Source organism: Candidatus Sodalis endolongispinus, assembly GCF_018777395.1.
Lineage (GTDB): Bacteria > Pseudomonadota > Gammaproteobacteria > Enterobacterales > Enterobacteriaceae > Sodalis_B > Sodalis_B endolongispinus.
The window spans coordinates 16,678-29,132 of the sequence record NZ_JAFJYC010000002.1 but is presented as its reverse complement, the minus strand read 5'-3'; the positions used below and the strand labels follow the sequence as shown (position 1 = coordinate 29,132).

10 protein-coding genes and 4 pseudogenes are annotated in these 12,455 nt (G+C 61.5%); 8 read left to right on the top strand and 6 right to left on the bottom strand.

The window, feature by feature from the left end:
* Positions 1–167: 167 nt before the first annotated feature.
* The 4 genes and pseudogenes from JZM24_RS13265 (at position 168) to JZM24_RS13250 (ending at position 2,277) form a co-directional block, all read left to right on the top strand.
* Positions 168–959: an ArnT family glycosyltransferase gene (locus JZM24_RS13265; protein ID WP_215670227.1), complete on the top strand. Its 792-nt coding sequence runs from the start codon at positions 168–170 to the stop codon at positions 957–959.
* Between the two features lie 120 nt (positions 960–1,079).
* A complete protein-coding gene (locus JZM24_RS13260) occupies positions 1,080–1,508 on the top strand; it encodes a hypothetical protein (protein WP_215670226.1) in 429 nt (142 codons plus the stop codon).
* 42 nt (positions 1,509–1,550) lie between these two features.
* Positions 1,551–2,027, top strand: coding sequence for a hypothetical protein (locus tag JZM24_RS13255; protein ID WP_215670225.1), 477 nt, complete (start codon positions 1,551–1,553; stop codon positions 2,025–2,027).
* Positions 1,981–2,277: pseudogene (locus JZM24_RS13250) on the top strand (Rdx family protein). Before JZM24_RS13255 ends, JZM24_RS13250 begins: the two are co-directional and overlap by 47 nt.
* Positions 2,278–2,441: 164 nt before the next feature.
* Here the strand turns inward: JZM24_RS13250 and JZM24_RS13245 are convergent.
* From JZM24_RS13245 to JZM24_RS13225, 5 genes and pseudogenes are all read right to left on the bottom strand, one after another.
* Positions 2,442–3,764 carry an MFS transporter gene (locus JZM24_RS13245; protein WP_215670223.1) on the bottom strand — a complete coding sequence of 441 codons (1,323 nt, stop codon included), beginning with the start codon at positions 3,762–3,764 and terminating at the stop codon, positions 2,442–2,444.
* Positions 3,765–3,815: 51 nt separating this feature from the next.
* Positions 3,816–5,012 (bottom strand): MFS transporter, encoded by a 1,197-nt coding sequence (locus JZM24_RS13240; protein WP_215670221.1) that lies wholly within the window; start codon positions 5,010–5,012, stop codon positions 3,816–3,818.
* A 55-nt stretch (positions 5,013–5,067) separates the two neighbouring features.
* On the bottom strand, positions 5,068–6,240 hold the full coding sequence (locus JZM24_RS13235; RefSeq protein WP_312885014.1) for an FAD-dependent oxidoreductase: 1,173 nt from the start codon (positions 6,238–6,240) through the stop codon (positions 5,068–5,070).
* A pseudogene (locus JZM24_RS19215) lies at positions 6,240–6,452 on the bottom strand (FAD-dependent oxidoreductase); the annotation flags it as partial. The gene JZM24_RS13235 and the pseudogene JZM24_RS19215, both read right to left, overlap by 1 nt.
* Positions 6,453–6,463: 11 nt before the next feature.
* Complete coding sequence (locus JZM24_RS13225; protein ID WP_215670215.1) at positions 6,464–7,006, bottom strand: MFS transporter; 543 nt, start codon at positions 7,004–7,006, stop codon at positions 6,464–6,466.
* 1 nt (position 7,007) lies between these two features.
* On the opposite strand from JZM24_RS13225, the gene JZM24_RS13220 reads away from it, so the two are divergent.
* The 4 genes and pseudogenes from JZM24_RS13220 to JZM24_RS13205 all read left to right on the top strand — a co-directional run bounded on the left by JZM24_RS13220 (position 7,008) and on the right by JZM24_RS13205 (position 11,111).
* A complete protein-coding gene (locus tag JZM24_RS13220) occupies positions 7,008–7,637 on the top strand; it encodes an ABC transporter ATP-binding protein (RefSeq protein WP_246580056.1) in 630 nt (209 codons plus the stop codon).
* Between the two features lie 21 nt (positions 7,638–7,658).
* Positions 7,659–8,616, top strand: a pseudogene (locus JZM24_RS13215) (ABC transporter substrate-binding protein).
* On the top strand, positions 8,613–9,626 hold the full coding sequence (locus tag JZM24_RS13210; RefSeq protein WP_215670213.1) for a FecCD family ABC transporter permease: 1,014 nt from the start codon (positions 8,613–8,615) through the stop codon (positions 9,624–9,626). Before JZM24_RS13215 ends, JZM24_RS13210 begins: the two are co-directional and overlap by 4 nt.
* Before the next feature lie 39 nt (positions 9,627–9,665).
* A pseudogene (locus JZM24_RS13205) lies at positions 9,666–11,111 on the top strand (EmmdR/YeeO family multidrug/toxin efflux MATE transporter).
* Between the two features lie 253 nt (positions 11,112–11,364).
* Here JZM24_RS13205 and JZM24_RS13200 read toward each other — a convergent pair.
* Positions 11,365–12,003: a transglycosylase SLT domain-containing protein gene (locus JZM24_RS13200; protein ID WP_215670211.1), complete on the bottom strand. Its 639-nt coding sequence runs from the start codon at positions 12,001–12,003 to the stop codon at positions 11,365–11,367.
* Positions 12,004–12,455: the final 452 nt, after the last annotated feature.

Below are 12,455 nucleotides of genomic sequence, written 5' to 3'. Positions count from 1 at the left end.
ATACCGTCATCGGCGGCGTTGTGAGGTTTTGTTCAGAAGCGACGCGCTAGACTCCCCCCCTTTCCGTCCCCGGCGGAACAGCCAGGCAGCATGGCCGCCCCCCTTGCGACAACATCTTTCCACGGTTGCCAGCGTTGCGGGCTATAACGATAAGTCACGACATAGCCATGAAATTTCCTCGTTTCACACTGCCGCTACACCTTCGTTTATCGCGGTCCGTTCGCCTTGCGCCGTCGACAGGCGCGCCGTGGCGGCCAGCGGCGTTTCGCGCCAGCTTCTACCTCCTGTTTGCCGCTTATGTGCTGGCGGGGACCTTCGGCCGCTTTCCCTGGAAGGAGGATGAAACTTATTCCTTCGCCATCGTCTGGAACGCCGTGAACCACGATCGCTGGCTTATCCCCTACATCGGCGACGATCCGTTTATGGAAAAACCGCCGCTAGTTTTCTGGCTTGGCGCACTGTGCGTACGGCTGTTTCCATGGTTGGCGCCCCATGAGGCATCACGGTTGGCGGTACTGGTCTGTCTGGCGGTCACGCTCTGGGGGTTTTGCCGCGCATTAAAGACGCTGTACGCTGAAATCCCGCAGCCGCGGCTTTCGGCGCAGGCCTGGCGCTTTTTCGGCATTGCCCTGCTGGTGGCCAATCTCGGTCTGGCCGAGCACATCCATAAATTCACCGCCGACCTCGGGCAGCTCGCGGGCGCCATGGTGGCGCTGGCGGCACTAATGGGCGCCGCCTCGACCGTGCAGACGCCGTCTAATGGCCGAACGCTACGACAAGGCGCCGCGTTTGGCGCAGGCTGCGGCATAGCGCTGTTGTCCAAAGGGTTGCTGATGCCAGGCGTCCTGTTAGCCACATGGGCCTGCTGCCTGCCGTGGCAGCCGACGCTGCGCGGGCGACGCGGCGTGCTGTTTCTCCTGTGCGCCGTCCTGGCGCTGCTGCCCTTTGCAGTGCCATGACCACTGGCGCTGTACGCCTCGGCGCCGGAGCTGTTTTATGAATGGTTCTGGGTCAACAATGTCGGGCGGCTTGTCGGCTTTACCTCGCTGTGCGGCCATGATAACCCGCTGCTGGACAGAGTGTTTGCTGTCGTGCTGGCCGGCGCGCCCGCCTCATTGCTGCTGGCAAAAGGGGGAATAAGCGGCGTGGTCGCGATGGCCCGCCGAGCACTGTCGCACCGCCGCTGGGAGTGCCAGCCGGGCGCGGACTTACGGCGCTACCCTGCGCGGTGCGTGGCAGGGATCTACGTTGTGGTCGGCCTGACGACGCTACTGTCATCGGGCGCCATGCGCGACATCTATCTGATGCCGTTCCTGCCCGCCATGGCGCTGCTGGCACTACCGCTGCTGCCGGCCCAGCGGCGGGCGGCCCGCGCGCTGGACGGGGTGTTTCTGCTGCTGTTGCTGGTTATCGTCGTCACCGCGTTAGAGCTTATCTACACCGGTTCGCCGCGGTTGCTGCACGGGATGTGGCCCGGCATTGACCACCACCTGCCCGGCAGGTTTTAGCTGCAACCCGGTGGCGTTAGCGTCTGGCTTGCCTGTCTGGCGTTGGCGCTGTGGGCGGGCATCACCTGCCACCGGCGGCCGGATCTGCTGCGTTCCTGGGCCGCCGGCATGACGGCGGTCTGGAGCGTAGCGCTGCTGCTGTTGCTGCCGTGGCTGGACGCCGCGCGCAGTTATCATCAGCCTTTCGTGCAGCTGCGGCCGCTGCTGGCGGCACCGAACTGCTTGGCGACCGACGGTCTGGGTGAATCGGAGCTCGGCATGCTGCATTATTTGACCGGGGTGGCAGGTCGGCGCATTTATGCCGGCCATTCGGGTGAGGGCGAGCCGGGCCACATGAATGCGGCTGCGATTATCTGCTGGTGCAGCAGGGGCTGGAAGAAAACGGCGTACCGCCGGCGCCGTCCTGGCGGCGGATTTGGGGCGGCCGGCGCATCAATGATGGAGCAGGTTTCCATTATGAGGTTGTACGCTTATGCATCCGCCCTTTGTCGTGACTATCCACTATTGTTCACAGTGTAACTGGCTGCTGCGCGCCGCCTGGATGGCCCAGTAACTGCTGCAGACCTTCAGCACCGACCTGGCCTCGGTGAATTTGTTGCCGGGTACGGGCGGCATCTACCAAATCGCCGTCAATGATGATCTGCTGTGGGATCGTAAGCGCGATGGCGGTTTCCCGGACACGGCCAAGATGAAAAAACGCCTGCACGATCGGTGTTTCCCCGACCGCGACCTGGGCCACAGCGACCGCCACGCTCACCGTCCGATCTGAAGAGGCTCGCGGCCGCGTGGCGAGATTTTTGCAGTAGGCAAGACCGCCACAACCGCGCGACCACAGACTGCAATGCTCAAGGCGCCCGCGCGGGCACAGGCTGATTTTCTGCCGCGTCGCCGCCAAGCCAATCCGTTATTCTTCGCCACACCCGCCAGGACCCATTACAGCCGGTCCGTGGGGGCGTTGTCCTCGCGCAGCCGCAGCGCGCACAGAGCTGATATCACCGCCATTAACGCCATATACCCAGCGATAAGCCCGTTGTTGTGCCAACCGACCAGCAATGCCGTGGCAATCATCGGCGACAGACCGCCGCCCAATATGGGGCCAATTTGCTGTACCAGGGATAACCCGCTGTAGCGTATCCGCGCCGGAAACAGGCCGGAGAAAAAGGCGCCCTGCGCGCCAAACGTCGAACCGTGGCCCAGCTCCAGGCCAAGCGCGATCGCCAAATATATCAAACCTAAATGCCCGCTGGCCAACATCAGCATAAACGGCCATGCCAGCAGCACTTGGCCTATCATACCGGCAAGATAGACGCGCTTTTTACCGTAGCGGTCGGCCAGATGGCCAAACAGCGGCAGCGTAAAGCACTCCAGCAGACAGGCCAGCAAAATCCCGTACAGAATGACCTGGCTCGACAGCGACAGCACATTGACGCAGTAGCTGATGGCGAACACGGCGTAAATATTGAACAGTCCGCTTTCGGCAATCTTGGCGCCGATACCCAGCAAAATGGTGGTGAGATGGTGACGCAACGCCTCCAGCACCGGCACGCTGGCCTGACTCCCTTCGCGCTGGATTTTTTTAAAGGCGGGGGGTTCGCTTATTTGGCTACGGATAAACAGCCCCACCCCCAACAGCACCACGCTGAACAAAAACGGCATACGCCAGCCCCAGGATAGGAAGGTCTGTTGATCCATGAAGGCATTCAGCAAGGTGATAGCGATGATCGGTAATAGAAAACCGGCGGGCACACCAATATGCATCAGCGCACTGTAAAATCCGCTACGTCCGGGCGGCGAGTGTTCCACCACCATGGTCATCCCGCCGCCATATTCGCCGCCGATGCCGATGCCCTGCAGGCAGCGCAGCAGCACCAGTGCCACCGGCGCCCAAACGCCAATTTGCGCATACGGCGGAATTAAACCAATCAACAGCGTACCGATGCCCATGATCATCAGCGTTATCATCAGCGTGATTTTGCGGCCGACGCGATCGCCAAAATGGCCAAACAACACGCCTCCGAGCGGCCGGGCGCAATAGCCGACAAAATAGGTGGCAAAGGCCGCCAGGGAGCCGATTAACGGTGATTCTCCCGGAAAGAAAATCTTGTTGAACACCAGCGCGGTGGCCGTGGTGTAAAGGGTAAAATCATAATATTCGATGATGGTCCCCATTACGCTTGCGGTCACCACCTTACGTATTTCATGGTTTGAAATAGCCTGTTCAGCCAGCGTGTCTGGCATAGTTTCCCTGACGTTCATAACCGATTCTCCTGTAGAGCAGGGTTATTTGGCGTAAAGATGTTCGGGCATTTAATGGTCATCCAGCGAACATCCCCGGGTTTCGGGTCCATAGCACAGCGCCACGACGGTAATGACGCTCAACGCGACCATATACCAGGCGACCGCGGCATAATTGCCGTTCGACCATAGCAGCAGACTGCTGGCGATCATGGCGCTGATAATCAGCAGTGGATTGCCGGTATTCAGCAGCCAGAAATAGGGGAACATTCCCACGCCGAACAATACCGCTCCGCCAATATAAACCGGCTTACGCCCAATCCTATCCGACAATGCGCCGAACAGGGGGATGGTGATACAGCCGATGCCGGAGCCCAGCAGTACGCCCGTGACCGGCACAACGTTGGGCACATGCAGCGTTTGCGTCACGTAGGACAACGTCCAGACCTGCAGGAAGAAGCCTGCCGTTTTTTCCGCCATACGCGATCCCAGCGCGACGAAAAAGTGGCGGCGCTGGGTCTGCCAAACGGTGATAAACGGCGCCCGGGCCAGCTTGTGTCTCTTTTCCAATTTATTGAAAACCGGCGATTCCGTGACATACAGACGGATGGCGCCACCGACCACCACGGCCAAGATGCTGAGTAAAAACGGGATACGCCATCCCCAGGCGAGAAAACTGGCCTGCGGCAGCTGCTGCGCGAGGGCGAAGGCCGAGGCGGACAACAGCACCCCGCAGCCGATGCCTACGCCGGACCAGCTGGCATAATATCCCCGCCGATGCGCCGGCGCTTTCTCAGCGTTCAACGTGATGGCCGAGCTAAACTCCGCCCCGGCGCCAAAAACCTGCAGCAAACGTAACAAGGTCAGCAATAGCGGGGCGGCAAAGCCGATACTGTCATACCCCGGCAGCAGTCCAATCGCCGTGGTGCTTATGCCCATAAGCACCAGCGTTCCGATTAATACCGGCCGCCGGCCGTACTTATCGCCGATATAACCCCAGAACAATCCGCCGATCGGCCGGACAAGAAAACCGACGCCATAGCTGGCGAAGGCCGCCAGCGTACCGCTGAGCGGCGACAGCTGGGGGAAGAACAAGTGATTAAAAATCAGCGCCGCCGCGGTGCCATACAAATAAAAGTCATACCATTCCAACGCGGTCCCGACCACGGAAGAAATCAGCGTCAGCCGCAACTGTCGCGCGGTCGTCACCGAGACTTCCGCCGGCGCGTTGCCGCGGGCGGCATCACTCTGAGCGTGTGAATCAACCATAACCCCTCATCCTGTCGTTGACGGTCAGGCGTGACCTGACCTGCCCCGCGCCCCATCAGGCGCAGGCGCTGTCCAAACTGATAATGGCGCCGCGTTGTAACAACCGCTCACGCAATGCCGCCGCCGGGAGGAGCTGCGCCGGCAGACAGCCCCGGCCTACCGCCAACGCCGCCGCGACCCCTGCCGCTTCGCTAGTGGCGAAACAGGTGGCGGTGATACGCAGCGATCCATTGGCAGCATGGTCCGACGACAAACAGCGGCCGGCCACCAGCAGATTGTGTGGCGTAAGCGGCAACAGGCTGCGGTAAGCTATCTCGAAACCCCGTACGACGGCATCGGTATGGGATAATCCTGGCTCGAGGGAGGAGTGGATATCGACAGGAAAACCGCCGCAGGCGATGCTGTCATCAAAGCAGGCCCCCTGCTTCACATCCCGCTGCGTCAGGGTGTAATGCCCCTGCACGCGCCGCGATTCGCGCACCCCGACCTGATTGCCGATGGCGGCGACGTACGCGCGGGCGCAGCCCGGCACCGACTGACGAAACCAGCCGGCAAACGCCATCACCTGCCGGCATAGCGCCAGCCAGGCGTCGCCGGTTTGCTCGGCATCCGGTCTGCCTTCGCTGGCGTGCCGGGTGACATTCACCACCAGTTCGCCACGCGGCAGCCAGCCGGCAATGTGCATTTCATTTCGCAGCAGCTTCAGACGACCGTCGCGATGTCCCTGCTGCAGTAGCGAGGTGTAGCCCCACAAATTGACATGTTCGTCGGCCGCGTCGGGAAAGACACTGCCCGGACGGAACTCTTCCGGGTGGCGGCGGGCATAATCCATCAGCGGCCGGAAATCGACGCCGGCCAGCTTAAACAGCAGCGACACCGGCTGACAGGCGTCGGCGCTGTCCGGCTGAAAAGCCGATTGCGCCAGGTGCGCGACCACCGCATCGCCGCTGGTATCGACCACGACCTGCGGCGTCACGCGCCAGGGGCCGGCGGGGGTGGCGAACTCGCACGTCAGGATCCGATCCTCGCGCGCTTGCACCGCAGTCAGCGGCGCCTGCAGCCACAGGCCGACGCCCGCCTCCTGCAAAAACTGCGCTTCGGTCAGCATCAATTCGGTATGATTAACCGGCGTGCGCGTGGCGGTGTAGCCGACATTATCCGGCACATGACCGGGCGACGCGCCGTTTTGCTTAAGACGGTCGACCAGGCGCTGAGCGAACCCTGCCACCACCTGATGCCCTTCCCGATTGTGGAAGCCGGCGCTGTGTTCCAGTAATTGCCCCGACAGAGCGTACCGCCGAAGCTGCCCGCCGCGTCCACCAGCAGCGTACGGGCGCCTTCCTCCGCCGCGCTCACCGCCGCAGCGACGCCGGCCGATCCCGCGCCCACCACCAACACATCGATAGCCACCGGCTGGCGGGAGTGAAGAGACTGTGTCATTGGTTTCTCCTTTATACCGGCAGGCGCCGGCGCAGCGCGATGTTATACATCACCGCCGAGATCATCGCCATCGCACCCGCCACCACGATCGCCGGCACAAAGCCGCCAAAGCGGTCGATAACGATACCGGTGACGATCGGGGCGCAGGCCCCACCGAGGAAGCCGCCAAAGTTTTGTATACTGCCCACCGAGGCGACCAGGCGTTTCGAGGTAACGGCCTCGGCGGCCAGCGTCCAGTAATTACCGGAAGACAGGCTATAAGTGAACATTCCGAGCGCCAGCAGGGCTACCGCCAGCGCCGGCCCGGTAGAAGCGGCGGTGATAAACATCGCCAGGGCGGTCATCACCGCGGCGCCGGCGATGGTATCGCGCCGCGCCTTGAACGGATCTACGCCGCGCACCACCAGGCGGTATGAGAAACGGCCGCCGATCAGCACCGCTACACCGCCGGCGATATAAGGCAACGCCGAGAGCAGGCCGCTGCTCAACGCTATCGCCTTGGCCGCGGGAGAGCGGCTGGCGGTCATCGGCCCGAACGGTTGTGGTAAATCCACCTTGCTGAAAACCTTGATCGGAGAACGACGGCTGACCAGCGGCAAAATCTGGCTGGCGGGACAACCGCTATCGGCCTATAGCCGCCATCAGCGGGCGCATCGCATCGCGTATCTTGCCCAGCACGATGAGGCCGACCCGGGATTGCGGGTTGAAGACTATGTCGCGCTCGGCCGTCTGCCGCATCAGGGGCATACCACGGCGGCGCAGGACAGCGCCATTACCATCGCCGATGTCGGTCTTGCCAGACAAACGCACGCACGCATCGGCACGTTATCCGGCGGCGAGCGCCAGAGAGCCGCGCTGGCCCGCGCGCTGGCGCAAACGCCGCAACTGCTGTTATTGGATGAACCGACCAACCATCTGGATCACTTAGCGCGTCAGCGGTTACTGATGCTGGTACGACGTAAGGGTATCGCCACCATCGCCGTATTGCATGATTTGCCGTTGGTGAGTCCTTTCGCCGATCGGGTGCTGGTGCTGCGGTCGTGGCAGATGGTGATTTGCGCGCCGCCGGATGTGGCGCTGGCGCCGCACATCGTCATGGCCACATTTGGCTTGGAAAGCTATACCCTGCCCCATCCTTTGACCGGGCAACCGGTCCGCTTTTTTGCCGCGCCGTCCGGCGCCTAACCTCGTTGACAGGAAATCGTTATGAACAGCTTATTGCGCGCCGCTGTGCTTTTCGCCGCTGTGTTACCCGCAACCGAGCCAGCCTCAGGCTTTCCGGTGACCGTGATCCGTTGCAGCCAGCCTGTTACGTTTAACCAGGCCCCAAAGCGGGCGGTCATAAACGATGTGAACATGGCGGAGATGGCATTCGCGCTCCAGCTCCAGCCGGCGATTGTCGGTTTAACCGGCATCAGTGGCTGGTACAAAACGACGCCGGCTTTTCAGGCGCGGCGGGATCCCGGAACTGGCGCCCAAATACCCGACGCTGGAAAACCTGCTGGCGGTCCATCCCGATTTCTTCTTCGCCGGCTGGAATTACGGTATGAAAGTGGGCGGTGATGTCACACCGGCGACGCTTGCACGATACGGTATTAAAACGATGGTGCTAAGCGAAAGCTGTATCCATGTCAGTCCCCATCAGCCCCGGGCCAGTATGGATTTGCTGTACCGCGACATGCTCACGCTCGGCAGCATTTTCGGTAAGCGGGAGCTGGCGCAACATCAGGTCAATGCGTGGCAAGCGCAGCTTGCCGAGATCGCGCGCCGTATTGGTCCACAACCACCGCCGGGGGTGTTCGTCTATGATTCCGGCGAAGATAAGCCATTTACCAGCGGCAAATACGCGATGCCTACCGCCATCATCGCGGCCGCGGGCGGACGTAACATTCTCGACGATTTACCGATGAGCTGGGGAACCACCAGTTGGGAGACCGTGGCGGCGAGCCAACCGGCGTTCATCATCCTGCTGGATTATCAGGCCAGCGGCGGCGCGGCCACGCTCCGCCGTTTTCTGGAATCGCACCCCCTCATGCGTTTGACCCCTGCGGTCAGGCAGCACCGCTATCTGGCCTTGCCGTACCAGGCATTAACGCCGGGACCGGCCAATATCGACGCGGTGCAGTCGCTGGCGCGCGCGCTCTACCCGGATGCGTTCCCATGATTACCTCACGCCTGGGCTATACCGCACTACTTTGCCTGGTAGCGGTGCTGGTCGTCGGTCTGATGCTGTTGGGTATTATTGCCGGCACGGTCAGGCTGCCGCTGCCGCAGGTGATCGCCGCGCTCACGGGGCGGGCCACCGGGATACCGGAAATGGTGGCGCGTATCGTCATCGACCTGCGGGTGCCGCGCAGCGTGCTGGCCGCTGCCGCCGGTGCCGAGTTGGCGATGGTGGGGGCCTATTTGCAGACGGCGACCCGTAACGCGTTGGCGGACCCTTTTTTGTTCGGCCTTTCCTCCGGCGCCTCGGCGGGCGCGGTGCTTATCATCACCCGTTTAGGCGACAGCCTCGGTCAGTGGTCGCTGCCCCTGGCGGTATTTGCCGGCGGCATCACCTCGGCGCTGGCGGTTATCGTGCTGTTTTTACTGCCAACGACGCGCGGCGCGGACCGGCTGGTCGTTTGTGGCCTGGCCATCTCATTTTTGTTCAGCGCGGTCACGCATTACCTGGTCTTCTCCGGCGATCAGCGCGCCGCTGGCGCTTTGCTATTCTGGACTCTGGGCGGACTGGGGCTGGCACGCTGGGATAATCTGGCGTTCGCCCTGTTGCCGTTGCTGTTGCTGTTTGGCCTGCTTTGCCTGCGCTGGCGCTCGCTGGATGCCCTGCTGGCCGGCGAAGCCGTGGAGCGATCGCTGGGTGTGGCGGTGGTCCGGCTACGGGTGGAAATTTTTCTGGTCTGCGCGCTGGCCACATCCTTGCTGGTGGCGCTTACCGGCGTAATAGGCTTTGTCGGGCTGATGATCCCCCATTTGGCCAGGCCATTGTGCGGCATACGGCACCGACGCATGCTGCCCTTGTGCGATCTGCTGGGGGCCGCGTTGCTGAGCGGCGGCGATCTGCTCAGCCGGCTGCTGATAGCGCCCCAGGAACTGCCGATCGGCATTATCACCGCCGGTCTGGGCGGCTTTTTCGTGCTCAGCCTGCTAATTCGTCGAGATCGGGCGGAATAAACGGGCTACGCACGGTCAGCCATAACCCACTGAAACTCTGTGCTGCACGCCATCCAGCGTACGCCATGGTATGCCAAACGGCGTTCTTATCTGGTGCTGTTCTGGCGTGAAATTACGCCGCTGGCGGTGCCGATTTTTTTCGAGAACATGTGCGTGCTGCTGATGGGGGTATTGAGCACCTTCCTGGTCAGCTGGTTAGGCAAAGAAGCGATGGCCGGCGTCGGGCTGGCGGACAGTTTCAATATAGTGATCATCGCCTTCTTCGCCGCAGTGGATTTGGGCACCACGGTGGTGGTGGCCTTCAGTTTGTGCAAGCGCAACCCGGAGCGGGCCCGCGCCGCCGCCCGCCAATCGCTGGCGCTGATGACTGTGCTGTCGGTAGTGTTGGCGGTGGTCATTCAGTTTTGCGGCCACCACATTATCAATGTCATTGCCGGTAACGCCACGCCGGAAGTCAAGGCGCTGGCCCTAAGTTATTTGCATATCAGCGTTTGGAGCTATCCCGCCGCCGCCATCGCGCTTATCGGCAGCGGTGCGCTGCGCGGCGCCGGTAATACCAAAATACCGATGCTTATCAACGGCGGCATGAATATTCTCAATATCATGATTACGTAGGTGCTGATTTACGGGGTGTTTTCCTGGCAGGGATTGGGGTTTATCGGCGCCGGACTGGGCCTGACCATTTCGCGCTATATCGGCGCGGCGGCGGTGATCTATGTGCTGATGACGGGCTTCAACCCGGCGCTGAAAATCTCCTTGAAGAGCTATTTCAGCCGGATGAATAGCGGTATTTTGATGGAGGTGCTGGGCATTGGCATTCCCGCCAGTATCGAGTCGGTGCTGTTCAACGGCGGCAAGCTGCTGACCCAGGTGTTTGTCGCCGGGATAGGCACCAACGTGATCGCCGGTAACTTTATCGCCTTTTCCATCGTTTCACTTATCAATCTGCCCGGCAACGCGCTTGTCTCAGCATCAACCATCATCGTCGGCACCCGGCTCGGGAAACGGCAGATCGGTCAGGCAGAACGCCAGCTGAAACATATATTCTGGCTCGCCACATTGGGGTTATGCGCGCTGGCGCTGTTGTCGGCGCCTTTTGCCGGGCTGCTGGCCGCGTTCTATACCAACGAAGAGGATGTTATCTCAGTGGTAAAAATGCTGGTGTGGCTCAACGCGGCGTTTATGCCGCTTTGGGCGGCGTCATGGGTGCTGCCCGCCGGGTTGAAGGGCGCGCGCGATGCGCGTTACACCATGTGGGTTTCGCTGCTGGGGATGTGGGGCTGCCGTATCGTCGCCGGCTACGCGTTGGGCATCATGCTGGGCATGGGCGTAGCGGGGATCTGGCTCGGCATGTTTTTGGACTGGCTAGTCCGCTGACTGCTGTTTAATTGGCGTCTGACCAGCGGCCGCTGGCTGAAAAAGTACCCCAGGATCCGAATGACACCCGCCGACAGCGCCTCCGTTGCGCCTACCCGGCAGGCATAGCGGCGGCAGGCTCATCGGCGCTACCGTGGTGGGCAGCGGGAAATGTCGCACCGCGATCGCCCATAAGTCTCGCCCTCGCCGACGTCTTAAGGCCTGCGCCTCGCTCAGGACGCAGGTTTCTGCAACTCGCTAAACACAACTAAGCCGCGCCCTCGCCGACTGCTTGAGGCCTGCGCCTCGCGACCGCACGTAGGCCTCACCCTCGCTAACCAGGCGAATGCCTGCAGCCGGTGAGGCGCTTTCCCCGCGCGCGTCAGCGCATCGCCAGGTAGGCGGTGTTCACTTTCCATAGATAGCGCGGCGCCTGCGGCGCGGGATGCTTGCGCTGTACATGTTGATAGAATTGTTCCGGCGTCATCCGGTTGATCTGGGCAACGGCGTCGTCGCGGTTAGCGGAAAAAGTGCGCAACAGGGCGCCGGCGCCGTTAACATACGCCACCGTAAGCGCATAGCACCGGGTTTCTGGATTAATGATTCCCGCCAGTTGTTTCTGCAGCAAGGATAAGTACGCGGTGCCGAGATCAATATTGGTGGCGGCGTCTTTGGGTTCATGGCTGCTGGGCTGACCGTGTCGCCCTTTCAGCCGGTAGGCATCGCGCCCTGCGGTTGACGCTTTTAATTGCATAAGCCCGATGACGTTGGATTTGCTGACCACCGACGGATTGTATCCCGATTCGACCTGAATAATGGCCTTCACCAGCGTCTCATCGACGCCATAAATATTGGCTGAATCGTGGATGTAATCGCTATACAACCCCGCGGGCGGCGTTACCGGCATCAACAGTTTCGATCCAGGATGGGTGGTCAACGCCTGCCTGGGCGGCTCAGGACTTTGCCGAGCACAGCCGGTCAGCAGCAGAGCGACAATGAGACAAATAGAATATCGTTTCACCGTTCCTCTCTTGGTAGGACTGCACCTGCTGGCCTGACGGGCGGGGGCGCCGCGACGGGCCGTCTGTTTGCCAGCGAAAAAATGGCTTCACTTTTTTGGCATGTCGGGCGAGTGAAGTCAATCATTTCACGGCGTTTTTAGCCTGTCGAGGGTCAAAAATGCGCAGTATTCCGAAATTTTGGTGCCGAAGGGGCAGATTGGGTTCCCCTAACCTGTCCTGCGCCCCTTTAATACTTAACATTGCCGGGGACGCTATACGGCGGCGTCCACGCGCCGGCAACCTCGCGGTGGCGGTGCGTGGCCCTGTGCGGCGGCGTCCCTCCCGGCGCCAGTAAAAAGCCCGCCTGCTGCGGCTCGCCTCACGGGCTGACCCGGCTCACAAAACCACCCACGCAGCGACAGTCCTCACATTTCCGGTTGTCGGTCCCCTTGCCACGAGTTGCATCGGGTAC

Coding starts and splice junctions, on each gene's coding strand:
- JZM24_RS13265 (WP_215670227.1), top strand. CDS start 168: ATGAAATTTCCTCGTTTCACACTGCCGCTACACCTTCGTTTATCGCGG.
- JZM24_RS13245 (WP_215670223.1), bottom strand. CDS start 3,764: ATGAACGTCAGGGAAACTATGCCAGACACGCTGGCTGAACAGGCTATT.
- JZM24_RS13240 (WP_215670221.1), bottom strand. CDS start 5,012: ATGGTTGATTCACACGCTCAGAGTGATGCCGCCCGCGGCAACGCGCCG.
- JZM24_RS13210 (WP_215670213.1), top strand. CDS start 8,613: ATGATTACCTCACGCCTGGGCTATACCGCACTACTTTGCCTGGTAGCG.